Annotated in this window: 16 protein-coding genes, 1 rRNA gene and 2 pseudogenes; 6 read left to right on the forward strand and 13 right to left on the reverse strand. The window is 64.7% G+C overall.

Annotated features, from left to right (window positions below; translation table 11 throughout):
- The first annotated feature begins 31 nt into the window (after positions 1-31).
- A complete protein-coding gene (locus CYJ10_RS31235; protein WP_101685316.1) occupies positions 32-1342 on the forward strand; it encodes an MFS transporter in 1311 nt (436 codons plus the stop codon).
- An 81-nt stretch (positions 1343-1423) separates the two neighbouring features.
- On the opposite strand, the gene CYJ10_RS31240 is transcribed toward CYJ10_RS31235, so the two are convergent.
- Positions 1424-2497 (reverse strand): extracellular catalytic domain type 1 short-chain-length polyhydroxyalkanoate depolymerase, encoded by a 1074-nt coding sequence (locus tag CYJ10_RS31240; protein WP_101685317.1) that lies wholly within the window; start codon positions 2495-2497, stop codon positions 1424-1426.
- A gap of 320 nt (positions 2498-2817) precedes the next feature.
- On the opposite strand from CYJ10_RS31240, the gene CYJ10_RS31245 reads away from it, so the two are divergent.
- Positions 2818-3510: a Crp/Fnr family transcriptional regulator gene (locus tag CYJ10_RS31245; protein ID WP_101685318.1), complete on the forward strand. Its 693-nt coding sequence runs from the start codon at positions 2818-2820 to the stop codon at positions 3508-3510.
- A 43-nt stretch (positions 3511-3553) separates the two neighbouring features.
- Here the strand turns inward: CYJ10_RS31245 and CYJ10_RS31250 are convergent, their stop codons facing one another.
- The 4 genes and pseudogenes from CYJ10_RS31250 to CYJ10_RS31265 form a co-directional block, all read right to left on the reverse strand.
- A complete protein-coding gene (locus CYJ10_RS31250) occupies positions 3554-4366 on the reverse strand; it encodes a DUF2950 family protein (RefSeq protein ID WP_101685319.1) in 813 nt (270 codons plus the stop codon).
- A gap of 43 nt (positions 4367-4409) precedes the next feature.
- A pseudogene (locus CYJ10_RS31255) lies at positions 4410-4721 on the reverse strand (DUF3300 domain-containing protein); the annotation flags it as partial.
- Positions 4722-4800: 79 nt separating this feature from the next.
- Positions 4801-5043, reverse strand: coding sequence for a hypothetical protein (locus CYJ10_RS31260; RefSeq protein WP_308303028.1), 243 nt, complete (start codon positions 5041-5043; stop codon positions 4801-4803).
- Positions 5044-5240: 197 nt separating this feature from the next.
- Positions 5241-5531, reverse strand: a complete 291-nt coding sequence (locus tag CYJ10_RS31265) for a transposase (RefSeq protein WP_180863126.1) — start codon at positions 5529-5531, stop codon at positions 5241-5243.
- Between the two features lie 849 nt (positions 5532-6380).
- Here CYJ10_RS31265 and CYJ10_RS31270 point away from each other — a divergent pair.
- Both CYJ10_RS31270 and CYJ10_RS31275 read left to right on the forward strand, forming a co-directional pair.
- Positions 6381-7337, forward strand: a complete 957-nt coding sequence (locus CYJ10_RS31270; protein ID WP_101685322.1) for a LysR family transcriptional regulator — start codon at positions 6381-6383, stop codon at positions 7335-7337.
- Between the two features lie 634 nt (positions 7338-7971).
- On the forward strand, positions 7972-9309 hold the full coding sequence (locus CYJ10_RS31275) for a cobyrinate a,c-diamide synthase (protein WP_219621566.1): 1338 nt from the start codon (positions 7972-7974) through the stop codon (positions 9307-9309).
- 31 nt (positions 9310-9340) lie between these two features.
- On the opposite strand, the gene CYJ10_RS31280 is transcribed toward CYJ10_RS31275, so the two are convergent.
- On the reverse strand, positions 9341-9796 hold the full coding sequence (locus CYJ10_RS31280; protein ID WP_101685323.1) for a MarR family winged helix-turn-helix transcriptional regulator: 456 nt from the start codon (positions 9794-9796) through the stop codon (positions 9341-9343).
- A 24-nt stretch (positions 9797-9820) separates the two neighbouring features.
- Entirely contained in the window at positions 9821-11434 is a 1614-nt protein-coding gene (locus CYJ10_RS31285) for an MFS transporter (RefSeq protein WP_257993612.1), read from the reverse strand.
- Positions 11435-11605: 171 nt separating this feature from the next.
- Between CYJ10_RS31285 and CYJ10_RS31290 the strand changes: the two genes are divergently transcribed.
- The gene (locus tag CYJ10_RS31290) at positions 11606-12118 is read left to right on the forward strand and encodes a DinB family protein (RefSeq protein WP_101685324.1); all 513 of its coding nucleotides are present in this window, start codon (positions 11606-11608) and stop codon (positions 12116-12118) included.
- Positions 12119-12161: 43 nt separating this feature from the next.
- A complete protein-coding gene (rocF, locus tag CYJ10_RS31295) occupies positions 12162-13064 on the forward strand; it encodes an arginase (RefSeq protein WP_101685325.1) in 903 nt (300 codons plus the stop codon).
- Between the two features lie 7 nt (positions 13065-13071).
- On the opposite strand, the pseudogene guaD reads toward rocF, so the two are convergent.
- The 6 genes and pseudogenes from guaD to rrf form a co-directional block, all read right to left on the reverse strand.
- Positions 13072-14458: pseudogene (guaD, locus tag CYJ10_RS31300) on the reverse strand (guanine deaminase).
- Positions 14459-14675: 217 nt separating this feature from the next.
- Positions 14676-16157: an AdeC/AdeK/OprM family multidrug efflux complex outer membrane factor gene (gene adeC / locus CYJ10_RS31305; RefSeq protein ID WP_101685326.1), complete on the reverse strand. Its 1482-nt coding sequence runs from the start codon at positions 16155-16157 to the stop codon at positions 14676-14678.
- A complete protein-coding gene (locus tag CYJ10_RS31310) occupies positions 16154-19300 on the reverse strand; it encodes an efflux RND transporter permease subunit (RefSeq protein WP_101685327.1) in 3147 nt (1048 codons plus the stop codon). Before CYJ10_RS31310 ends, adeC begins: the two co-directional genes overlap by 4 nt.
- Positions 19301-19326: 26 nt before the next feature.
- Entirely contained in the window at positions 19327-20490 is a 1164-nt protein-coding gene (locus CYJ10_RS31315) for an efflux RND transporter periplasmic adaptor subunit (protein WP_101685337.1), read from the reverse strand.
- Positions 20491-21290: 800 nt separating this feature from the next.
- The gene (locus CYJ10_RS31320) at positions 21291-21692 is read right to left on the reverse strand and encodes an endonuclease (RefSeq protein WP_101685328.1); all 402 of its coding nucleotides are present in this window, start codon (positions 21690-21692) and stop codon (positions 21291-21293) included.
- Between the two features lie 306 nt (positions 21693-21998).
- Positions 21999-22081, reverse strand: a 5S ribosomal RNA gene (gene rrf / locus CYJ10_RS35365); the annotation flags it as partial.

The raw sequence follows: 22081 nt of genomic DNA on the forward strand, positions 1-22081 counted from the left end.
CGCATGTGAATGTATCCATGCGAGTCTTTTCATGTCCACCTCCAGCAGTACTGCCGGGGCACTGGGCGCGCAAGGCGGCCACGCCGCCCGCCCCCTGACCGGCCAGGATTACAAGACGCTTGCCCTCGCTGCACTGGGCGGCGCGCTTGAGTTCTACGATTTTATTATTTTTGTCTTTTTCGCCAAGGTTATTGGCCAGCTGTTCTTCCCGGCTTCGGTGCCGGACTGGCTGCGGCTGCTGCAAACCTTCGGCATTTTCGCGGCCGGATATCTGGCGCGCCCGCTGGGCGGCATCATCATGGCGCACTTCGGCGACCTGCTGGGCCGCAAGAAGATGTTCACGCTGTCGATCTTGCTGATGTCGGTGCCGACGCTGCTGATGGGCCTGCTGCCCACCTACGCGACCATCGGCCTGCTGGCCCCGATGCTGCTGCTGGTGCTGCGCATCCTGCAAGGCGCCGCTGTCGGCGGCGAAGTGCCAGGTGCCTGGGTATTCGTGTCCGAACACGTGCCCAAGCGTCACATCGGCTATGCCTGCGGCACGCTCACGGCGGGCCTGACGGCCGGCATCCTGCTGGGGTCCCTGGTGGCCACCAGCATCAACGCGATCTTCGACCCGCAGGAACTGCTGGCCCATGGCTGGCGCGTACCGTTCGTGTTGGGCGGCATCTTCGGCGTGGGTTCGATGTACCTGCGCCGCTGGCTGCACGAAACGCCGGTGTTCGCCGAACTGCAGCAGCGCAAGGCGCTGGCCGCCGAAATGCCGCTGAAGGCCGTGGTGCGCGATCATCGCGGCGCCGTGCTGATCTCGGTGCTGCTGACGTGGATGCTGTCGGCCGGCATCGTGGTCGTGATCCTGCTGACGCCCACCTACCTGCAGACGCTGTTCGGCTTCGACGCCCGCACGGCGCTGGTCGCCAACAGCGCGGCCACGCTGTGCCTGTCGATCGGCTGCGTGGTGGCTGGCGTGCTGGCCGACCGCATTGGCGCCCGCCTGACGCTGACCGTCGGCGGGGCGCTGCTGGCGGCCACGGCCTACCTGCTGTACACCACCATCGGCACGCGCCCTGACCTGCTGCTGCCGCTGTACGCGCTGGCTGGCTTCTTCGTCGGCACGATCGGCGCCGTGCCGTATGTGCTGGTGCATGCCTTCCCGGCGCAGGTGCGTTTCTCGGGCCTGTCCTTCTCGTACAACGTGTCGTACGCGATTTTCGGCGGCCTGACGCCGGTCATCGTCTCGCTGATGCTGAAGACTGACAAGCTGGCCCCGGCGCATTACGTGGTCGGTGTCTGCGTCATCGGCACCATTACCGCGCTGTTCGTGCGCAAGCGCGAAGCCTGATCCGTCGCTCATCGGCGCGTCCGGACAAAAAAGGGGAAGGCCAGAGAAGCCTTCCCCTTTTTTATTTCGGCGACAGCCGCATCATGCCGCGCGGCGATGCTGCCGGAAAAACTGCCACATCATCCAGCTTGCGTCAGGCCCGATGTCGCTGTGGTACTGCACGCTGGCGTCGCCACCGCTCCAGGCGTGGTCCAGGCCAGCCACTTCCACCAACCGTACTACGTCGCGATTCCAGCGGCCAAAGCGGGCTTCCCGATAGTCGCCCGCTTCCAGCGGCGGTGCGTCGTTAGCGCAGTCGAGACGCTCGCCGGTGCGTTCGCTCAGCCCGTTGTAGGTCAGGAACTGGCGGGCCAGCAGGCGGCCGTTGACCGGATTCACGGCGTCATCAGTCATGCCATGCACGACGATGGCGGGCATCTCCGGGCCGCCCTGTGTCACACCTGCTGCATCAAGCAGCAGTGCCGGCGCCAGCTCGGTGCCATGACGCATCGCCTTCAGGCCAGCCCCCGGATTGCCGGCCGCGCCGATCACCACACCTGAGTGCAAACCCACCGCCGCGACTTTTTCGGGATAACGCAAGGCCACCACGGCCGCCATGGCCGCCCCGGCGGACAAGCCCGCCAGATAGACCTCGCCGGTGCGCACATCGGGCCGGGCGGACAGTTCGTCGATCAGCATGGCCACGGCCTGCGCCTCGCGCCCGCCCACGCCGTCGCCCAGATCGAACCACTGCCAGCAGCGGTGTACCGAACGACGCAGCGGCTGCTGCGGATAGGCCACCATGAAACCCTCGCGCTCCGCCAGGGCGTTCATGCGCGTGCCGGCGGCCAGGTCTTCGGGCGTCTGCTGGCAGCCGTGCAGCATGACTACCAGCGGCAACGCACCCTTGGCACCAGACGGGATATAGAGGCGATAGGACAACTGCGGCACCAGCTCGCCTGGCAGCGGTGCCAGGCCTAGCTTGTGGGATTGCCACGCGCCAGGCAGTTCGGCTGGGGCAGGCTCACCCGCCGCGGGGTATCGCAGGCGCCGTGCGGCCGGTTGCGCCGGATCAAGGCGCCCCAGCCAGGAACGAATTTGCTTCGCGGTCTGGTAGTGCGAGCGACCGAATTGTCGCCACTGTGCATCCCAGGCCGGAGACAGGCTTTTGGCCATATGAAGACTCCTGCTCATCTAGGAACGGGTCTCCTCCTGTATTTGTGCGACGCAGCATAACACAGCTGACGTGACGGATTGCCGCCAATGTCTGCAAGATGCAACATGAATTTTGGAAACAAAGAATTCCTTGCGAGACAGCCTTCACGCAATCGGAGGCGTCAAATCGAAAAAACTTACGTCATGCCATCGAAAGAATGCAGAACGGCGACAAATACGAGTGATTTAGGGACATTTATACTTGTCTGCACAAGACTCCAATGGACCAGAACCGCGCGGCGATGTCCCTCGACCGACCCGGCGAAAGCGCCCCATCCTGCATGTTGTGCCCGTTTCGCCAGGCGTGTCGCCATGCCTGCGGCGATAGCGCATTGCCGCTGGCGCCTGGCCGGTTGCGGTTGCGTGCCGGCGATGTGCTCTACACGCAGGGTCGCCCTGCACTGGCGGTCTATCCGGTACGAACTGGCGGGCTCAAGCAGGTCTACGAATCCCGCCTGGGATGGCGTCAGGTAAGCGGCTTCTACCAATGCGGCGATGTGTGTGGCCTCGAAGCAAACGAACCCGCCACCCACAACGCCAGCGCCGTCGCGCTGCAGGACACAGAATGCTGCGCGATCCCCATCGAAGCCTTGCATGGCAGCCTTGCCGATCCGGGCTTGCGCACCGCCATCCTGGCCAATCTGCGACGGCAGGCCAACCGGCAGGCCGAACTGCTGGTGGCCATCGGCTCGATGAAGGCCTCACAGCGCCTGGCCATGTTGCTCTTGGATCTGGCGGCCGAACAGGTGCGCCGCGGCATTACCGACGGCGGATTGACGCTGGCGATGACTCGCAATGACATCGCCAGCTACCTTGGCCTGACACTCGAAACGGTGTCGCGACTGCTGTCGCGCTTCCGCTCGGTTGGATTGATCACGGTGCGGCACCGCAAGCTGCGGATCGTCGATCCCGATGGGCTTGCCGACGTTCACGCGGACCCGGACCGCGTCGCCCTGCGCGAATCGGTCGAGTGAAAATCACCCCATCGCTCCCGGCCGCTCGGACCAAGCCCAACGGCTATTGCTTTGCCACAGGCTCCCAGCCCTCTGGCGTGAAGGTCCGGATGGCGCCGGCGCGCGACACCGTGCCCTTGCCCAAGTCGCGCTCATAGAAGCGGCGCTCGCTATCCAGCATGAACGAATGCACGCCCGAGTCCCCATAGCGCGCGGGCCACGCTATGAACGCAAACCTTGCATTGCTGCCCTTCGGCGGCGCGATCACGCCGTAGCGATAGCCGAAGAAGGCTTCGTCGGGCGGCGTCTCCGGGCCCATGGCCAGAGCGTCCGGACCCAGCGGACTGTCGTTTTCCTTCGATGCCGACGGCCAGTACAGGCCATTGGTCTTGCCCGGCGTGCTGACCAACTGGCCGGCAAATCCACCCTTGCCAACCTGCTCGGCGTAGCGTTGCTGCGCATCGGCCAGTTGCAGCAGCGTGTCCATGGCCACGATCTCGTTGCGGCCGATCCGGCTAACCCGGACTTCGCGCTCGCCCGCGGTCAGGTCGAACTGCCATCCCGCCTTGCGCTTCACGATCGGCACCGGAAACGTCCAGCCGCTGCCGCCAACTTCCACGCTGGCGGCGTTCTCGCCGTCCTTGCGGATGGCATGGTGATTGGCCCATGCCCCAAGGAAGTCGTAAATGTCCTGCTGATCCAGATGCGGCGGCACGATCCGGCGATACTGCGCGCCCAATACGCACTGGAGCGCATCGGTATCGCTGCGTGCCACGCCATCGCCCAACGCGTCCATGGCCGCTTCAGGCGACGGGAAGACCTGCTGTGCCACGGCGGTCGCCGGCGCAGCCATCGATGCGACGGTCGACGCGACCATCAGCACGGCAATGGCCAACGCGCGCAACGACTTCCAATCGCCTGTCCATGACCGACGGGAATGCCACCAGCGACTGCACGCTCGGATCCCACGGCTCGCTGGTCACGGCCTTGGTGGCGGCATCGCCCGACAGGTTCGGATTCGACTTCGACCACTGCGCGGCGGCGGCCACATCGGCGGGATATGTCGACGCCATCAGCACCTGCGACAGCAGCGCATCGGGATAGAGCGCCACGGGCGCCAGCAGCTGGTCGAGATGCGGCTTGTCGAGCTTGGCCTGGGCCAACGCGCTACCGGCCGTGACCAGCAGGGTCAGCCCGAGCAGCCAGACCAGGATTTGTCGCACGCGCAACATGATCACTCCCTCAATGACGAAAAAGGACCGCTACACCTGCTTGCCAAAGCTGGTCAGGGCCGTTACCCGACCGGATGACTTACTTGCGGGCCTGGGCGCACTCCTGCCGGTAGGCCTCTTCGAGGCGCTTGCGTTCCGGTGCGCGTTCGAGCGTGGAATAGCTGCGCCCGTCCGCGGTGGTAACGTTCGACTGCCCCTGCGACCACTGCGACCCGGCGGGCAATGCATTGATCTTGTCGAGCAGCTGGCGACAATGCTCCCGCTGCGTTGTGCCGGACGAGGCACCCGGATCATCCACGGTGGATGTGGCGGGATCAAGCATGCGTGGCGGCGGAGGGGCGATCATCGGCGTGGAAGGGTCCGTTGACGGCGCCGCCTGGCCATGGGCAACGAACGGGACCACGCATACAGCTGCAGCAATGGCTGCCAAAACCTTTCTCACCAGTAAAACTCCAGAAATCAACGGCAACGGGATCGTTGCCTTGCGACGGCCTCCGGCTTGCGAGTGACACCACGATGTCATGCATCGGCCTTGCCAGTCCCCCGCCTGCCGGTACGGTTGCGCAGCAGCTCCAGTTGCAGCAGCGCATCCGCAAGCATACTCTTCAGACGCACATTCTCTTCCTCGAGCTGGCGCATGCGCCGGGCATCGGTGGCATCGCCATGCCGCTGCGGGCCATACCTTGCACGCCAGCCATAGAACGAGGCATCGCTGAAGCCGTAGCGCGCGCACAGTTCCCGCACAGGCACGCCGTTAGCAGCCTCGGCGAGGTACATGAGGATCTGCTCCTCCGAATAGCGTCTGTTCACCGATGCCTCCGCTCGTGGCCTCCCCCCGCGCGGCGGGCGCAGTGGCCTGCCGTTCATGCCGGTAAGGTAGCCCACCCCTTGCGCAAAAGGAATTCAGTGTCTTCGCCGCACGAGTTAAGCAAATTGAATGGGAGCATCGGCGGGGTCAGCAACGCTGGCGGCAGCAGCCCCACGCGGACTCACCCCCCATATGGGGCACGCATTGCCAGAGTCATCAAATTTTGCTTTTCCAACTTGGAATATTACGATTCCGAATTCACGCTCGAACATCCGGTTGACACATTTTTCCGGTGCCGCACGCAATAGCGCGTCATGAATGCGAGGGCGCGCAGATCGCCCTACTTCGCCGGTGCGGTGCGGTTTTTCGTCTTGTATTGATGTGCGAACAAAGTGCCTTTGCGCGTGCGATGACAAACATGACATCAAACGCCGTTCTAGTAGTTTCCAAAATGTTGTATTAAGATTTCTTCGCATCAACTAAATTTCAAACGCCTGCAAGGCACGCCTCCCCGGCGGTTGCAGACAGGCGTCCGGCAGCCCCTTCACCGTCATGGTGCTGATGGCGATTGCCGGGTCCGGGCCTGAGGAAGAGGAGCCACTGCCGTACCGCACATGCCTTCGACGCACGGTCGAAGAAGCGCGGCAATCGTGGATGTGCCCGCGTGCAAAGACGCGGGTGGCATTGCCCGGGCGTACAAGTTTTCGTTCCCGCCCCTTGTCGTTTCATGCTGTATTGGTCGCAGGCGTTGCGTGGTTTCACGACCAGCAACGACAGGTCTCGCAGTCACGAAGTTGCAACGCTTCGCCAAAAAAAGAAAAAACAGAAGTCTCGGATCGGGAGAAGTCAGTATGCGGCACGTCAGTACCAAGCTATTGCATGTGTTCGTCCTGCTCATGGAGTACCGCGACCTCGGCGCGGTAGCGGCTTGCACGCAGGGACGCATTCCAACCGTGGCCTACAGCCTGGCCCGCCTGCGAGAGATCACCGGCGATGCGCTGTTCGTCAAGCGCAATGGCGCGCTGGAGCCAACGCCCCACGCGCTGCGGCTCGAACAGACGGCCCGGCAGATCCTTGCGCGCTGGAATCAGCTGGTGCAACCACAGGACCCGGCGGCCCAGGCGACCGGCAATGGCCGGCGCATTTCGATCGGGTTCTCGTCGTCGATCGGCGATCCGGTCATCACGGAAATCCTGACCACGCTGTGCGAGCGCTATCCGCATGACAGCTTCGTCACGCGCCCGGTCATTGCCGATGCCTCGCTGGGCGACAGTCTCGACGCCGGCGATCTCGATTGCGCGTTCGTGGTGGATGGCGCCAACGTGCCCGACGGCGTGCTGCCGCATAGTATCCTGGCCACGCCGCGGCGACTGGTGAGCGCCACGCGCGGCGGCACGAACGACGAAGCCGAAACCGACTGGATCCTGCTGCAGGAAGACTGCGAAAGCGGCAGTCCGCTGCATGCGTTCCTGGCGCGACGGGCCAATACCCCGGGGCATCGCGAGACCGTGGTGCCGTCCTGGCATACGCAGATCACGCTGCTGCATTCCGCTGGTGGCATCTGCCCAGTCCTGGACTTCAACGTGCCGCTAGTCACCCGCGACCGCAAGACCCGCCTGCTTGCACCGCCGGCCACGTTTCCCGCCTGGGCGGCGCTGCATTTCTGGACGCCCCAGCGGACACAGGACCGCGCAGCACTCCAGGACATCATGGACGTAGGCGCCTCGATCCTGCGCGATCCGCTGAAGGCCATCGACGGGCGCCGCCACGCGCAACACCACACCCCGGCGCTGGCAGCGATTGCCTGAGCCTGGCGCATAACCGACGGCGGGCATCACACGGACCTTGCCGCCTGTCACGGCCCCGCGATGGCGACATCGCGGGGCCGTCTACATTTCCCCTGCACAATCGCACGACTCTTTCGTGCATGTTGCGAATCTTCTTACTCCCATCCGCGCCTGCGGGCATTAACCTCGCCGGGCATCGCGTTGTTGCGGATTGACTCCCGTTCAATCCACGACGCCGCGTGCGCGCGGTACATGCTTGTTTGCGCCGCACGCCACTCCCGCGTGCGGCGCATTTTTTGACGCCAGCGCGAAGCCGGACGCTGAAGAGACATGTGTACAGGACAGGAGTCAATGGATGACGTTGAGGATTTTGCTGGCCGACGACCACCCCGTCAGCCTCTACCTGACCGGGCGCTCGGTGACCGAGATTGCCGCCACGCTGTGCCGCAGCGTCAAGACGATCGGCCGGCAGAAGAACTGCGCGATGCACAAGCTCGGGGTCAGCAACGACCGCGAGCTTGTGCATCGCGCTCAAGGGCATGGTCCTGCCCCAAGGCGCATGACCATGGATACCGCCCGCTATAATCGGCCACGCTGCCCGGCCCTGCCGAATTCCCTGCCCCGCGGCGGCTTGCCCGCCGCGCCCTCTACGCTCATGTTGCCGCCATCCTCATCACCACCTCCCGCCGTTCGCCCCGCACGTGCCGCGCCCGCCTTGATGATCGCCGCGCCGGCGTCAGGCCAGGGCAAGACCACCGTCACTGCAGCACTGGCGCGGCTGCACGCACGCCAGGGCCTGCACGTGCGCGTCTTCAAGACCGGGCCCGATTTCCTGGACCCGACGCTGCTGGCTGCGGCCAGCGGCGCGCCGGTACAGTCGATCGATCTCTGGATGACGGGCGAGGCCGACGCCAGGGCACGCCTGGCCGAAGCCGCCGCCGAGGCAGACCTGATCCTGGTGGAAGGCGTGATGGGCCTGCACGACGGCACGCCAAGCAGCGCCGATGTGGCACGCCTGTTCGGCCTGCCGGTGCTGGCGGTAATCCAGGCAGGCGCGATGGCGCAGACGTTCGGCGCGCTGGCCTACGGGCTGGCGCACTATGGCGAACCGTTCCGGGCGATGCATGTGCTGGCCAACGGTGTTGGCACGGCGCGCCATGCGGAGATGCTGCGCGAGAGCGTGCCACCCGGCATCGCGTGGGCCGGCGCACTGGCCCGTGACGCGTCAGCCAGCCTGCCCGAGCGGCATCTTGGATTGTTCAGTGCCGACGAACTGCCGGATCTCATGACGCGGCTCGATACCCTTGCCGACGCACTGGCTGCACTACCGCTGTCGCACCTGCCAGAACCCGTGACGTTTGCCCCGGTCGACACCCCAGCGCCACCCCGGCTGCTGGCAGGCAAGCGCGTGGCCATTGCGCGCGATGACGCCTTTCGCTTCGTCTACCCGGCCAACCTCGATACGCTGATTGCGCTGGGCGCCCATATCGCGTGGTTTTCACCGCTGCGCGACCACGCTTTGCCGCCATGCGACGCCGTGTGGCTGCCTGGCGGATATCCCGAGTTGCATGGCGCCGCGCTGGCGGCCAATACGTCGATGCATGAGGCCCTGCGCGACGCACATGCGCGTCGCGTGCCGATACTGGCCGAATGTGGCGGGATGATGGCGCTGTTCGAGCACCTCGTCGACAGGGAAGGCGTCAGCCATGCCATGGCCGGCCTGCTGCCCGGAACGGCGACGATGCAACGCAGGCTCGCCGCGATCGGCCACCAGGCGGTCACGCTGGCCGAAAGCGGCGCCGTATTACGCGGCCATACGTTCCACTATTCGAGCGCGGCCACGCCGTTGAAGCCCGTGGTCAGGGCCGTGTCGCCACGCGATGGCAGCACGGGCGAGGCGGTGTATCAGGCCGGCAGCCTCACCGCGTCGTACGTCCACTTCTATTTTCCGTCGAATCCCGCCGCGATTGCGGCGGTGCTGGGCGGCGGCTGACGGGAGTGCGACAGCCAGCGCGCCGGGCTGGTCAGGCCGCGTCGCGCTCGGTGCGTGCCACCGCGTCGGCGATGCCGGCTTCCAGCTGGGCCAGTCCCTTCGACAGATTGTGCATCGTCGTTTCCGACACGTCTGCGAGGACATCCTGAAGGAAGACCGAGCGGCGTGGCATGGCCTGGTCCACGATGTCGCGGCCCAGGGGGGTCAGCGTCACGTTGGTCATGCGGTTGTCGCGCTCGCTGGTGGAGCGCTCGATCCAGCCCAGCTCCTGCAGGGCCTTGAGTTGCCGCGTGAGGGCGCCCGGGTCCATGCCCACACGGTCGGCCAGCGGCTTCTGCGCGATCGGGCCTTCGTGCCCGTACAAGGCAAAAAGAATGCGCCAGCGCGGCAAGGGATGCCCGATGCGCTGCTCGAACGCTGCGGCGTATGCGCGGTAAGTGCGTCCGAACTGTTGCAGCACGGCCAGGCTTTGTCGCTCCAGTTCCAAAATCCAGTCTCCAGTAGGCAGATATCAGTCCGCAGCCATCGCGGGTTCATGCACCCGCGCCAGCCTGATCGGCGGTACGCGGCGCACGCGCCATATGCCGATCAGCGCCGCGACGGCCGCCAGCAGCAGGCCCAGATGGATGGCGCTCACCAGCGACACCCGTGCCTGCTCCAGCAGCAGGGCTCCATTGTGCCCTGCCTTTTGCAGATGGGTCAGCAATTCTGCCTGCGCGGCCTTGTCGATCAGGATCTGCGGATCGGTCAATTTGGACGCCCAGTCCGAAGCATTGGCCGACGCCAGCGACGCCGTGACCCCTGCGGTATAGCTGCGCGTCACCAGCGTGCCCACGAGCGCAGTACCGACCATGCCCCCTACCATGCGCAGAGACTGCAGCATGGCGGTGGCAATCCCCAGGTGGGAGCGTCCCGCTGTCTGCTGGGCGAACACGGTCAGGTTGGGCAGGACAAAGCCAAGTCCCAGGCCGGCACACAGCATGATGGCCAGCAGCACATTGTGATGCATGCTCCGCGTAGCTTGCGACAGGCCCAGCAGGGCCAGCGCCAGCATGGCAAACCCGGCGTAAAGCATGCTGTTGGGTTGCGGAATGCGCGTAATGATACGGCCATTGACGATGCTGCCGACCGTGATACAGACCACCAGCGGCGTGACCAGCAGGCCCGCTTCCTTCGGCGAGTAGCCAAACCCGCCCTGGAACAGCAGCGGCGCGTACAGCAGCAGTGCGAACATCGCAAAGCCGCCGAGCACGCCCAGCAGGAACAGCGGCGCCAGCGCCGGATTGCGGAACATGTCGAGCGGCAGGATCGGTGCCTCGCAGCGGCGCGACCATTGCCATAGCGCGACAAACGATGCGCATGACAACACCATCAGACCGATGGTCACGATGTCGAAGCCGCGATCCGGCAACCATTCCACCGACAACTGCAGGCTGCCAAGCCCGGCGGCGATCAGCAGCGCCCCCAGCCAGTCGATGCGAACCGGTCCCTCGTGCCGCGGCTGGCGAAGATGCGGCAGGTAGCGCCAGGCAATCAGCAGCCCCAGCAAGCCCACGGGCACATTGATATAGAACACCGCGCGCCAGCCATACCACTCGGTCAGCACGCCACCCAGCGACGGGCCCAGTGCGTTGGCCAGCCCGAACGCCGTGCTCAGGATGACCTGCCAGCGCAACCGCACATGCGAATCGGGAAAGAGGTCGGGAACGCAGGCGAAGGCCGTACCCACCAGCATGCCGCCGCCGATCCCCTGCAGCGCACGCGCCGCCACCAGGTATGGCATGCTCGACGCCATGCCGCACAGCACCGAAGCGATCAGAAATACGACGATCGACGCCAGCACGAACGGCTTGCGCCCGTAGTAGTCACCGAGCCTGCCGAAGATGGGCACCGTGACCACCGATGTCAGCAGGTACGCCGTGGCGACCCAGGCGTAGAACTCGAACCCCTGCAACTCCGCCACCACCGTTGGCAGCGCCGTGGCCACCACGGTCTGGTCCAGTGCCACAAGCATCACGACAAAGGCAATACCAAGCATCGCCAGCAGCGACTCACGGAATGGCAAGACCTGCCCTTTGCTGCCCGACTGCGCCTCACCCTGCACGTGACCCGAATCCGATGCCATTTCTATTGCCCGATCAATAATTGTGCGATCAATGATCTTCAGATTATAGGGCGACGCAATTTGTTCCGCAGAAGATTTTTGGCGTTCCTACGATGCGGTTTTGGATCGGTGCGATGATGGGTGCCCGCAAGTTCGTCATACCGGCCACAGGTGCATCACAGGAGACACGCGATGACCGCTTCCCCCAACCTGTTCCTCTCGCTGTTCCGTTTCAAGGCCTGGAGCCAGGCCGAACTCTATACGCTGCTGGGTCAGGAGCTGTCCCGGCTACCGGATGATGCGCAACGGGAAATCATGCGGCTGCTATGCCACATCCATGTCGTCGACCGGATCTTTCAGAGTCACCTGACCGGCACCGCGCATGGTTTCGCGGCGCCCAACTTTCCGGAGATCCCGCCGCTCGACCAACTGCGCCCCAAGGTGGCGGAACTGGACCAGTGGTACGTCGACTATGTCGACCAGTTACCAGCCGATCGTCTGACCGAGCGGATTGCGTTCGTCTTCACCGACGCGCAGCGCGGCAACATGTCGCGCGAGGAAATCCTGATGCATGTGTTGCAGCATGGCGGCTACCACCGGGGCAGCATCGGGCGGATGCTGGTTGAACACGGCATCGCGCCGCCACGCGAAACATTTACCCAATTCCTGCACGAACGGGAACCACAACGGCGCACGCAGGCCTGAAGCGGAAGCACCATCGCGCGACATCCAGCCATCGGGAGATTGCATGAAGCCAGTCACATTGATAGGCGCGCCCACCGACGTGGGCGCGAGCATTCGCGGTGCTTCGATGGGCCCGGACGCGCTACGCGTGGCCGACATCGCCGGCGCCCTGGCACGCAACGGGCTGCAGGTCACTGACCTGGGTAACCTGAACGGGCCAGGCAATCCGTGGCAGGCGCCAGTGGACGGCATGCGGCATCTGCAGGAGGTGCTGACGTGGAACGAGCAGGTCTTCGAGACCGCCTATGCCACGCTGGCCGCCGGCCACATGCCGCTGCTGATGGGGGGCGATCATTGCCTGGCCATCGGGTCGGTCAGTGCGGCCGCGCGCCATTGCCGCGAACAGGGCAAGCGCCTGATGGTGCTGTGGCTCGACGCCCACGCCGACGCCAATACCGGCAGCACCAGCCCCACCGGCAATATTCATGGCATGCCCGTGGCCTGCCTGTGCGGCGACGGGCCGGCGCCGCTAACCGCGCTCAGCGGTGTCACGCCAGCCGTATCGGCGCAGCAGATTCGCCAGATCGGCATCCGCAGCGTCGATGCCGAAGAGAAGATGCGGCTGCGGGAACTGGGCCTGACGGTCTACGACATGCGCTATATCGACGAGAACGGCATGCGTCAGACGATGGAGCACGTACTGGCCGGCATCGACGGCAATACGCACCTGCATGTCAGCTTCGACGTCGACTTTCTCGACAGCCAGATCGCGCCCGGCGTGGGCACACCCGTGCGCGGCGGCCCCACCTACCGCGAGGCCCATCTGGCCCTGGAAATGATCGAGGATACCGGCGCCCTCGGCTCGCTGGACGTGCTCGAACTGAATCCCGCCCGCGACGTGCACAACCAGACGGCCGAACTGGTGGTGGAACTGCTCGAAAGCCTGTTCGGCAAGTCCACGCTGTAGGCGGCGGCTACGGCGCCATACCCGCCGCGGACGGCGCGTGGTAGCGGAACGCATCGTCCCACGTGTGGTTGGTCGAATGGCAGCCCCTGTCGCGGTCGTAGACACACTCGCCGGCCACGTATGTGGCGCGCACCACCCGGTCGTCGCCCAGCGTCATCAGCACGAACAGCAGTTCGACGAGGTCGTTGCAGTAGCCGCTGCGGAATGCCACCAACGGCGTGGCCCTGCGGTCCAGCACGACCAGGTCGGCGTCGAAGCCGGGCGCGATCGTACCGATCGTATCGGCCAGGCACAGCGCCTCTGCACCGCCGCGCGTGGCCAAGTAGTACGCCTGAATGGCATGCAGCCGGGTGCCGTTCATCGCCGCCACCTTGTAGGCCTCGTTCAACGTCTGCAGCTGGCAGAAGCTGGTGCCGGCACCGATATCGGTACCCAGGCCCACGCGCACCGGCCGCGCCGACTGCTTCGCATCGAACAGCCGGAACAGCCCGCTACCCAGGAACAGATTCGACGTAGGACAGTGCGCCAGCGCCGCACGGGTCTGGTGGCACAGACAGAAGTCCTGCTCGGTCAGATGGATGCCGTGGCCGAACACCGACCGGTCTCCCACGATGCCGGCGTGCGCATAGATGTCGAGGTAGCTCTGACGATCGGGAAACAGCGACATGGCCCAGTCGATCTCGGCCAGGTTTTCGCACAGATGCGTCTGTACATAGGTATCGGGATACTCCTGCCGCAGCGTGCCGCACACGGCCAGCTGGGCATCGGTACTGGTCGGCGCAAAGCGCGGCGTGATGCAGTAGTGCTGGCGCCCCTGCCCGTGCCATTTTCCGATCAGCGCGGCGCTGTCGCGGTAGGCGGCTTCGGCGGTGTCCAGCAGGGCGGGCGGCGCGTTGCGGTCCATCAGCACCTTGCCGGCAATCATGCGCGTATTGAACCGGCTGGATTCCTCGAAAAACGCATCCACCGATTGCGGATGCACGGTGCAATAGACGACGGCCGTGGTCGTGCCCGCACGCAGCAGTTCGCGCAGGAACACGCGGGCCACGTGCCGTGCATGCTCGATCTCCACGAACTGCTGCTCGGCCACGAAGGTGTACTTGTTCAGCCAGTCCAGCAGTTGCTCGCCATACGCGGCCACCATCTGCGTCTGGGGATAGTGAACATGGGTGTCGATGAACCCCGCGCTGACGATCGCATCGGGATAGCGGGCCACCGGTGTGTCTGCCGGTAGCCGACTGACGCACGGCGCTGGCCGGCCCGAAGTCGATGACCAGACCGGCATCGATCACGATCATGGCATCGGGCTCGTACACCAGGCACGTCGCAAGGTCCTGCAGGAATGGGTCGCCGCAAAACGTGACCGCCGCGGCGTGGATGGCGGATAGGGCCATGGCGTGCTCCTCGCTTCATGCTGACCATTGCGCATCGTCGAATGTCAGCATATGCGCGGCGGCGGCAAATCCAAAACGGAAACTGGCAGCGAGAATCGCTACCGCGCCCAGGCGACTCGGCGTGCCCCTTGCCCCTTGCCCGGGTATGGCGGAAACAAAAAAAGAGGCAGCCCGGAAGCTGCCTCTTTCATGACTGCGGACGCTGCCGCAGGCGGGCTCAGGACGCCGATTTGCTGGCGTTGGACGTGCTGCCCGTGGTGGTGCCGGCATCGGGCGCCGGCGCACCGGTGGCCTCGTTCAGTCCGCCGCCGAGCGCCTTGTACAGGTTGACCTCGCTGGTCAGCTGGTTCAGGCGGGCCTCGATCAGCGCCTGGCGCGCCGTGAACAGCTGGCGCTGCGCGTCGAGCACGGTCAGGTAGCTATCGACGCCGGTACGGTAGCGCCCTTCCGCAAGCCGGTAGTAGTCCGAGCTGGCCTCGACCAGCCGCACCTGCGCCGCCACCTGATCGGTGAACGTGCCGCGCGCGGCCAGGCCATCGGCCACCTCGCGGAACGCGGACTGCACGGTGCGTTCGTACGTGGCGACGTTGATGTCCTTCTGGATCTTGGCGTAATCCAGGCTCGCGCGCAGGCTGCCGGCCGTGAAGATCGGCAACGTGATCTGCGGCGAAAACAGCCAGGTACCCGAGCCCGCAGCGAACAGGCCGGAGAGCTGGTTGCTGGCCGTGCCACCCGAGGCCGTCAGCGCGATACGCGGGAAGAACGCCGCGCGCGCCGCGCCGATATCGGCATTGGCCGATTTCAGGCGATGTTCGGCCGCCAGGATATCCGGACGGTACTGCAGCAGGTCAGACGGCATGCCGGCCGGCACTTCCGCCACGAGCTTCTGGTCAAGCGGCAGGCCTGCGGGCAGGTCGGTCGGGATGCCGGCGCCAAGCAGCAGTTGCAGCGCGTTGACATCCTGCGCAACCAGACGCGTATAGCGCGACAGCTGCGCACGCGCGTTCTCGACCTGCGTCTGCGACTGGCGCAGGTCCAGGCGCGATGCAATGCCTTCCTCGAAGCTGCGCCGCGTGAGGTTGTACGTGCGTTCGAACGCGCCCAGTGTGTCGCGCGTGACCTGCAGGTTCGCTTCGTCCGCAAGCTGCGTCAGATAGGCGTTGGCCACGCTGGACACCAGTGCGATCTGCGTGCTGCGGCGCGCCTCCTCGCTGGCGAAGTACTGTTCCAGCGCCGCTTCGCTGAGACTGCGCAGGCGGCCGAACAGGTCGAGCTCCCACGCCGTGGTGCCCAGCGATACACCGTACTGACTGCTGATCACACTCCGGCCGGTGGTCGACAGGTCGGCCGGCACGCGCTGGCGCGTGCCCTGGCCGGTCGCCCCCACCTCGGGGAACAGGTCGGCGCGCTGGATGCGGTACTGCGCGCGATACGCGTCGACGTTGAGCGCGGCCACGCGCAGGTCGCGGTTGTTGTCCAGCGCAACCGCGATCAGCCGGTGCAGGCGCGGATCGGCAAAGTAGTCGCGCCAGCCCAGTTCCGCCGCGGCGGCCACCTGCGCATCGCCGCCAGCGGTGACGTAGGCGTCGCCCTGCGGATAGGCCGCGTCAACCGGCGCGGCCGGCCGTTCATACGACGGGATCAGGCTGCAGCCGGCCAGGGCCGCCACGGCGGCCATGCAAAGTAGCGTCTTTCTCATGCTTGGGCTCCCGTTTCCTGGGAGGACGGTCCGGATTTGCGGCGCCGCTCCTTGATGGACGTCACCACGACGAAGAACAGCGGCACCCAGAAGATGGCAAGCACCGTGGCAGTGATCATGCCGCCGATCACACCGGTACCGATGGCGTGCTGGCTGCCCGCGCCTGCGCCTTGCGACACCGCCAGCGGGAACACGCCAAGCATGAACGCCAGCGACGTCATGATGATCGGACGCAGACGCATGCGGCAGGCCTCGACCGCCGCCTCGACCACGCCCTTGCCGTGGTCATGCAGGTCCTTGGCGAATTCGACGATCAGGATCGCGTTTTTCGCCGACAGGCCCACCGTGGTGAGCAGACCCACCTGGAAGAACACGTCGTTCGACAGTCCGCGCGCCAGCGTCGCCATCAGCGCGCCGATCACGCCCAGCGGCACCACCAGCATCACCGAGAACGGAATCGCCCAGCTTTCATACAGCGCGGCCAGACACAGGAACACCACGAGCAGCGACAGCGCGTAGAGCGCCGGTGCCTGCGCACCGGACAGGCGCTCTTCGTACGACAGGCCGGTCCACGAGTACGCAATGCCCTGCGGCATCTGCTTCATGATTTCCTCGACCGCGGCCATGGCCTCGCCCGAGCTCTTGCCGGCAGCCGGCTCGCCCAGGATTTCCACGGCCGGTACGCCGTTGTAGCGCTGCAGCTTCGGCGAGCCATACCCCCACTTGCCGGTGGCGAACGCCGAGAACGGCACCATGTCGCCCTTGTCGTTGCGCACGAACCACTTGTTCAGGTCCTCGGGGTTCATCCGCGCGTTGGGACGACCCTGCAGGTACACGCGCTTGACGCGGCCACGGTCGATGAAGTCGTTCACGTAGCTGGAGCCCCACGCGATCGACACCGTGCTGTTGATGTCGGACAGCGAGACGCCCAGCGCCCGGGCGCGTTCGTCATCGATGTCCAGCACGTACTGCGGCTCGTCGTTCAACCCGTTCGGACGCACGCGTTGCAGGGCCGGGTTCTTGGCGGCCAGCGCCAGGAACTTGTTGCGCGCTTCCATCAGCGCCTCGTGGCCCAGGCCAGCCTGGTCCTGCATGTAGAAGTCGAAGCCCGTGGCATTGCCCAGCTCCTGCACCGCGGGCGGCGCGAAGGCAAAGGCCAGCGAGTCGCGGAACGTGCTGAACTTGGCTTGCGCGCGCTTGGTCAGGTCGAACACGCTCGTGGCATCGCCTTCGCGATCCTTGAACGGCTTGAGCAGGATGAACGCAAGACCCGAACTCTGGCCACGACCGGCAAAGTTGAAGCCGTTCACCGTGAACAGCGACTCCACGATCTTGCCTTCGTCATTGAGCAGGTAGTTACGCATCTGGTCCAGCACGGTCTGCGTCCGCTCGGCCGACGAACCCGGCGGCGTCTGCACCTGGGCATACAGCACGCCCTGGTCTTCTTCCGGCAGGAACGACGTCGGAATCCGCGTGAACATGAAGCCCATCGCCAGCAGGATCAGCACGTAGACCAGCAGGAACGGCGAGCGCCGCTTGAGGATGCCCACCACGCCACGCTCGTACTTCTGCGTGGACCGGATGAAGCTGCGGTTGAACCAGCCGAAGAAGCCACCCTTGTGTTCGCCGTGATCCCCCTTTTCGATCGGCTTGAGCATCGTCGCGCACAGGGCCGGCGTCAGGATCAGCGCCACCAGTACCGACAACACCATCGCGGAGACGATCGTGATCGAGAACTGGCGATAGATCACGCCGGTGGAACCGCCAAAGAACGCCATCGGCAGGAACACGGCGGACAGCACCAGCGCGATACCCACCAGGGCACCCTGGATCTGGCCCATCGATTTCCGGGCGGCCTCCTTCGGCCCCAGCCCCTCCTCGGACATCACCCGCTCGACGTTCTCCACCACCACGATGGCATCGTCCACCAGCAGACCGATGGCCAGCACCATCCCGAACATCGTCAGGGTGTTGATCGTGTAGCCAAATGCGGCCAGCACGCCGAACGTGCCCAGCAGCACCACCGGCACCGCGATCGTCGGGATCAGCGTGGCGCGGAAGTTCTGCAGGAACAGGTACATCACCAGGAACACCAGCACGATGGCTTCGAGCAGCGTCTTGACCACTTCCTGGATGGAGTCGGCAATCACCGGTGTGGTGTCATACGGGAACACCGCCTTGATGCCCGGCGGGAACGAAGGCTCCAGCTGGTTCAGCGTGTTGTGGATGTTCTTGACCGTTTCCAGCGCGTTGGCGCCCGATGCCAGACGAATGGCGATACCCGATGCGGGCTTGCCGTTGTACTGCGCATTGATCGAGTAATCCTGGCCGCCCAGACCCACTTCAGCCACGTCGCGCAGGCGCACCTGCGAGCCATCGGGGTTCACCTTCAGCAGGATGTCGCCGAACTGCTCGGCGGTCTGCAGACGGGTCTTGCCGATCACCGTCGCGTTCAGCTGCTGCCCGCGCACCGCCGGCAGGCCACCGAGCTGACCCGAGGCCACCTGGACGTTCTGCGCCTTGATGGCGTTGCTGACATCCAGCGGCGCCAGCTGGAAGCTGTTGAGCTTGGCCGGGTCGAGCCAGATCCGCATGGCGTACTGCGAGCCGAACACCTGGAAGTCACCCACGCCGGAAGTCCGCGAGATCGGATCCTGCAGGTTCGAGACGATGTAGTTCGACAGGTCTTCCCGCGTGGTGGCCGGATCGGTCGAGATCAGGCCGACGATGATCAGGAAGTTACGCACCGACTTGGTCACGCGGATACCCTGTTGCTGCACTTCCTGCGGCAACAGTGGCTGCGCCAGGGCCAGCTTGTTCTGGACCTGCACCTGCGCGATATCCGGGTTGGTGCCTTGCTCGAACGTGGCCGTGATGGTCATGCTGCCGTCGGAGTTCGATTCCGACGAGATGTAGCGCAACCGGTCCAGGCCGTTCAGCTGCTGCTCGATCACCTGCACCACCGTGTCCTGCACGGTTTGCGCCGAGGCGCCCGGGTAGTTGACGGCGATGGCGATGGTGGGCGGCGCGATGGCAGGGTACTGCGTAACCGGCAGCGATCGTATCGACAGCACGCCGGCCAGCATGATCACGAGCGCGATCACCCAAGCAAAGATCGGCCGCTCGATAAAGAAATTAGACATGGCAAATCCTTATGCGTCGGTCCCGATCAGGACTTGGCGGCCGGCGCCGAAGCAGCAGCCGGAGCAGAGGCCGGAGCCGCGCCCGCTTGTGCCGAAGTGGCCTCGGTAGCCTTCACCTTGGCGCCGGGGCGCACGAACTGCAGGCCTTCGACGATGACACGGTCGCCTGCCTTGAGCCCATCGGTCACAAGCCAGCTGGTGCCGATCGTGCGGTCGGTCTTGAGCACGCGCAGTTCCACTTCGTTGTTGGCGTTGACCACCAGCGACGTCGGCTGCCCCTTCAGGTCACGCGTCACGCCACGTTGCGGCGCCAGGATGGCAGATTGCCTCACGCCTTCAGCCAGGCGGGCGTGCACGAACATGCCGGGCAGCAGTTCGTTGCGCGGGTTCGGGAACACGGCGCGCAGCGTCACGGATCCAGTGCTCTGGTCCACCGCCACTTCCGAGAACTCCAGCCGGCCGGCTTCGGCGTAGGTGCTGCCATCCTCGAGTTGCAGCAACACCTTGGCGGCGTTGGCACCGGCGCCCTGCAGTTGGCCATTGGCAAGTTCCTTGCGCAGGCGCAGGATCGAAGCCGACGGCTGGGTCACATCCACATAGATGGGGTCGAGCTGCTGGATCGTGGCCAGCGCGTTGGCTTGCCCGTTGGTAACCAGCGCACCCTCGGTCACCAGTGATCGGCTGATGCGGCCCGAGATCGGCGCCAGCACGCGGGTGTAGCGCAGGTTGATGTGCGCCTGATCCACGGTCGCCTTGGACTGCAGATACGATGCCTGGGCTTCGGCGTACTGCTGCTTGCTGACCGCTTCGTCACCGACCAGGCGGCCGTAGCGTTCAGCCAGCAGCTTCGACGACGCAAGCGTCGCCTCGGCGCTCTTCGCGGTGGCTTCGTATGTGGACGGATCGATCTGATAGAGCTGCTGGCCCTGCTTGACGTCGGTACCTTCGACAAACAGACGCTTCTGAATGATGCCGTTGACCTGCGGGCGAACTTCGGCGATCCGGTACGGCAGGGTGCGACCGGGCAGGGACGTATCCAGCGTGACGGTTTCGTCCTTCAGCGTGACAACTTTCACTTCAGGCGTCTGGGCCGCGGGGGCTTCGTTCTTCTTGCCGCAGGCGGTCAGAGCCGTCACGGCAAGAGCCAGCATGCCTGGAATCAAAGCACGCCTGGCGCGCATTGCTTGCATAGCGATTTCCTCGAGGATGAAACGAATTTGGTTCTTCTTGGTGCCGGCCAAAGCCAGGCGGGCGCCACGGCGCGCGTGGACGCAATTGGCGTGCCTGGATCAGGCACGTATCGGATAACGGCTCAACGGATAGTCGCCATGGGCCCCTGCTTTCGCCGGCTTCGCCGGCCTGGAGGAAAAACTGAACACCGGCCACGCCGCGCGCGCGTCCGGCACAGGGCCGCCCGATGGACAACCCTGCTCCCCGTACTCTCAAATGTCCTGCCCGATCTTCGATTATCGGGACTACTGTTGCGCGCGTAAGGCCGTGCACCGATCTATGCGGGCATCGTCTTGTCGATCGACAACAATAATCGTTTTCACCAACATCTGCAGACGCTCAATTCTATTGTGGCGTCTTTTACACAATCCAGCGTCCGTAGGAACGCTCCGGCGTCGGCCGCTCCCTCCTCCAAGGTGAGCCGCCAATTTACCGCAATGCAGCATTTGAGCCGCTTGCCTGGCAAACAGTTCAATAAGCATGCTGCCTATTTCTGCCGCCGGCCATTATGCTACCAGTTCGGAGATAAATCAGGATGACAGAAAATTGGCTGTAATGAAGCGAAATACTTCATCTGAGCGGGGGAATCCGAAACGATTGCGTGGAAATGGAAGGGTAAGCGGGCGACGTGGCTCGCTGGCGGGACAGTGTTTTGCGTGGTTGGAACAGTGATTCTGGCGGCGCGACGTGGTATCGCTTCAATAAAAATCCCCGCCGACGGCGGGGATTGCTGTTTCGGCGGCCGGCAAAAGTCGCCGCGTCATGCGCCATCGAGGAAACGATTGCGGGGACCCAGTCGGCTGCCCAGCATCGGACCGTTCCAACGCATGTCACCGCGATACGCGGAGGCACCGACACGGTCCGGCTCCATGCCGGCGGTTGGCGCAGGTTGATACGACGGGGCCGGTGATTGGTAGGTCTGCTGTTGCGGCGCAAGATCCTGCCTGGTTGAACGGTCCGCACCCTGCGTGTAGGGGTCGAACTTGTCGCCGGCGCGGGCGCCGCTCGTATTCGGATTGGTCGGACCGTATGTGCTGCTGGGGGTGGCAGCTCCTTGAGTGTACGGATCGCGCGGACCCGGCGTCATTTGCGCGAAAGCCGAGATCGAGAACACAGCGAGTGCCCCGGCTGCAATCACATTTCGCGGTCGAATCATTGGCATGGTCATCTCCGGAAAGCAGTAGGACAGCAGGTGTGCCGTCCCCGTAGCCACTACGGAGCGAAAGGCGTGCCGGATACATTTGGGCCTATTTCGGCACAATGCAGCAAGAATATGAGGGAATCGGCCGGATCTGGCCTTGAGCTTTTACAAGGCGCCGGTAAGGGCTGCATCGAAACTCGATGGTGGGGCCCCAAGGGCATTTGGCGCCCGCCGGCATTTGCACCGGCTTGCAAGGGCGATATCGTTTCGCGCGCCGCAAAAGCAAAACCCCCAAGCTTTTAGGGCTTGGGGGTTCTGGGTATAAGAGCCTGGCGCTGACCTACTTTCACACGGGTATCCGCACTATCATCGGCGCAAAGTCGTTTCACGGTCCTGTTCGGGATGGGAAG

Source organism: Cupriavidus pauculus, assembly GCF_002858765.1.
Lineage (GTDB): Bacteria > Pseudomonadota > Gammaproteobacteria > Burkholderiales > Burkholderiaceae > Cupriavidus > Cupriavidus pauculus_B.

What these genes read in the sequence shown, in the direction of transcription:
- CYJ10_RS31235 (WP_101685316.1), top strand. Translation starts at nt 32, where the DNA reads ATGTCCACCTCCAGCAGTACTGCCGGGGCACTGGGCGCGCAAGGCGGC.
- CYJ10_RS31240 (WP_101685317.1), bottom strand. Translation starts at nt 2,497, where the DNA reads ATGGCCAAAAGCCTGTCTCCGGCCTGGGATGCACAGTGGCGACAATTC.
- CYJ10_RS31245 (WP_101685318.1), top strand. Translation starts at nt 2,818, where the DNA reads ATGTTGTGCCCGTTTCGCCAGGCGTGTCGCCATGCCTGCGGCGATAGC.
- CYJ10_RS31250 (WP_101685319.1), bottom strand. Translation starts at nt 4,366, where the DNA reads ATGGTCGCGTCGACCGTCGCATCGATGGCTGCGCCGGCGACCGCCGTG.
- CYJ10_RS31260 (WP_308303028.1), bottom strand. Translation starts at nt 5,043, where the DNA reads ATGCTTGATCCCGCCACATCCACCGTGGATGATCCGGGTGCCTCGTCC.
- CYJ10_RS31270 (WP_101685322.1), top strand. Translation starts at nt 6,381, where the DNA reads ATGCGGCACGTCAGTACCAAGCTATTGCATGTGTTCGTCCTGCTCATG.
- CYJ10_RS31275 (WP_219621566.1), top strand. Translation starts at nt 7,972, where the DNA reads ATGTTGCCGCCATCCTCATCACCACCTCCCGCCGTTCGCCCCGCACGT.
- CYJ10_RS31285 (WP_257993612.1), bottom strand. Translation starts at nt 11,434, where the DNA reads ATGGCATCGGATTCGGGTCACGTGCAGGGTGAGGCGCAGTCGGGCAGC.
- CYJ10_RS31290 (WP_101685324.1), top strand. Translation starts at nt 11,606, where the DNA reads ATGACCGCTTCCCCCAACCTGTTCCTCTCGCTGTTCCGTTTCAAGGCC.
- rocF (WP_101685325.1), top strand. Translation starts at nt 12,162, where the DNA reads ATGAAGCCAGTCACATTGATAGGCGCGCCCACCGACGTGGGCGCGAGC.
- adeC (WP_101685326.1), bottom strand. Translation starts at nt 16,157, where the DNA reads ATGAGAAAGACGCTACTTTGCATGGCCGCCGTGGCGGCCCTGGCCGGC.
- CYJ10_RS31310 (WP_101685327.1), bottom strand. Translation starts at nt 19,300, where the DNA reads ATGTCTAATTTCTTTATCGAGCGGCCGATCTTTGCTTGGGTGATCGCG.
- CYJ10_RS31315 (WP_101685337.1), bottom strand. Translation starts at nt 20,490, where the DNA reads ATGCAAGCAATGCGCGCCAGGCGTGCTTTGATTCCAGGCATGCTGGCT.
- CYJ10_RS31320 (WP_101685328.1), bottom strand. Translation starts at nt 21,692, where the DNA reads ATGCCAATGATTCGACCGCGAAATGTGATTGCAGCCGGGGCACTCGCT.